The organism is Nocardia sp. NPDC058497 (assembly GCF_042720195.1).
Lineage (GTDB): Bacteria > Actinomycetota > Actinomycetes > Mycobacteriales > Mycobacteriaceae > Nocardia.
In genome coordinates this window covers 1-1,783 of record NZ_JBHXMY010000868.1, presented here as the reverse complement: position 1 = coordinate 1,783, position 1,783 = coordinate 1, and the positions used below count along the sequence as shown (strand labels likewise).

Below are 1,783 nucleotides of genomic sequence, written 5' to 3'. Positions count from 1 at the left end.
CTGCCGAGTAGGGCAGTGACGAGTCCTCGCATTGGCTACGCCTGCCCGTCGATTTCGCGCGCTAAAGTCGCGATACGTCGCCTGTTGAGGTCGTCGGCCTCCGGCACTTTGTTCGCCGCACAGAGGAGACCTTCCTGCATCTGCATCGCCGCGTCTATCAGCTGTGTCAGTACGTTTAAGCCCTCGGTCGCCTTCGTCGCGAACCCTTGCTGCAGCTCGTGTGCTGATGGAAATCCGCCGAACCCGCTGACGTTCTGGGCCTTGTCGAAGTCGTCTCGGAGCGCGTATAGGTCTTGAATCATCTTGTCGTACAACGAGACTGCTGCCATGACCGCAGTCTCATCGAAGCTGAACTCGCCGGCCCGCGCGGACTGGGTGAACGCCGAGATCTGCGCCTTGCCGTAGTCGAATTCGATGGTCATCAGTCATCCTGTCGTTTCGGCGTTGTATGGAAGTGGCCGCGTTTGCTGATCTCGCGGGCGACGATGTCGGGGGAGGCGGGGATGACGGTGGTGTCGTTGTCGTTGACCTCGATGAGGTAGCGGCCGCTGGCGAATTGGCCTGGTGGGATGTCGATCCAGTTCAGGTATTGGATGGGGCGGTGGTTGCCGGGGTTGCGTTCGATGACGAAATAGCCTTCGGCGCTGCGGCGCAGGCGCATCAGCTTGCGGATGCGTTCCTCGGCGGGGAGACGGCCTGCGGCGTCGCGGTTCCAGGAGGTTGGCGGTTCTTGACCTCGGACCCGTGGTGTGTAGCCGACGATCGGACCTGCCCCACCGGGTTCGGTGTTGGGCAGGATCGCTGCCAGATGCGCGGGCACCGTCGCGCGGGAGACAAGGGCGAGGCGGACGGGGCCGCCACCTTCGGTCGGGGTGATGCGCTGGGCGGCAACGACCCCGAGACCCTCGAGTGCTGCACCGTGGCAACGTATTTCGGTGTCACCGACGGTGTTGACGCAGGCTACTCGGGTGTCGGCGTTGGCCATGATTGCGAACATCGCCGACAGGCCACGATCACCGCCTCGTGGAAAGCGTTCGCGCAGAGTTTCTCTCAGCTTGTCGCCTTCCGGTTCGGTGGTCGGTGTGGTGCGGACGGCGAGCGGGTCGGGGTGGTCGTACGCGTCGTCGAAACGGGTTTCTTGGCGCCAGACCCAGTCGAATTCGTCACCGGTCAGGGTCCATGTCGGCGGTGTGGTCATCGGTTGGTGCGCTCGCTCTCGGCGGTGGGCGCGGGGACTTCCGGCGTGCCGTGTTCGGCGAGCAAGGCCGCGATTTCGGGCGGCAACGTCGGTGCGGTGGGCGCAATCGCTGACTGCGTGGGGTCGGGTGTCGCAGTTGCACCGGCCATTTCGGTGCTCGCGGGTTGTTCGAGGAGTGATGTCACAGCTGGTGGCGTATCGGCTGACTCGGCGGCAGGCTGGTCGAGGACCGACGAGCGCCTGGTCGGAGATTCGGCGACACCGGGCGAATTCGAGGGTGGTTCATCCAATTCGTTTGCTGGATCGTCACCGATTACACCAGCGAGGACGTGGGTGTCGTCGAGCAACTCAGGTTGGACTCCACGCAAGTACTCCGGGGAGCTGTGTTCGGAACCGGAATCGTCTGCCTTGCGGCCCGCACCGGCGCCGGCGCCGGGCATCATGCCCGTGCCGGGCATGCCAGCCGCGCGTGCTCCCGCGGCGTTGCCGCTGCCCGCGAGTTGGCCACCGGTAGTGGGTGATTGGAGGAGACCGGGCACCGCGCCACCCGCGTTCGGGGAGCCGAGGCCACCGGGTGAACCGGCG

The 1,783-nt window shown here is 65.3% G+C and carries 2 protein-coding genes and 1 pseudogene; all 3 read right to left on the bottom strand.

Annotated features, from left to right (window positions below):
* Positions 1-35: 35 nt before the first annotated feature.
* Positions 36-422, bottom strand: a complete 387-nt coding sequence (locus ACFWPJ_RS31935) for a hypothetical protein (protein WP_378857118.1) — start codon at positions 420-422, stop codon at positions 36-38.
* On the bottom strand, positions 422-1,198 hold the full coding sequence (locus tag ACFWPJ_RS31930) for an ESX secretion-associated protein EspG (protein WP_378857116.1): 777 nt from the start codon (positions 1,196-1,198) through the stop codon (positions 422-424). The genes ACFWPJ_RS31935 and ACFWPJ_RS31930 overlap by 1 nt, the downstream gene beginning before the upstream one ends.
* Positions 1,195-1,783: pseudogene (locus ACFWPJ_RS31925) on the bottom strand (hypothetical protein); the annotation flags it as partial. The gene ACFWPJ_RS31930 and the pseudogene ACFWPJ_RS31925, both read right to left, overlap by 4 nt.

What these genes read in the sequence shown, in the direction of transcription:
- ACFWPJ_RS31935 (WP_378857118.1), bottom strand. Translation starts at nt 422, where the DNA reads ATGACCATCGAATTCGACTACGGCAAGGCGCAGATCTCGGCGTTCACC.
- ACFWPJ_RS31930 (WP_378857116.1), bottom strand. Translation starts at nt 1,198, where the DNA reads ATGACCACACCGCCGACATGGACCCTGACCGGTGACGAATTCGACTGG.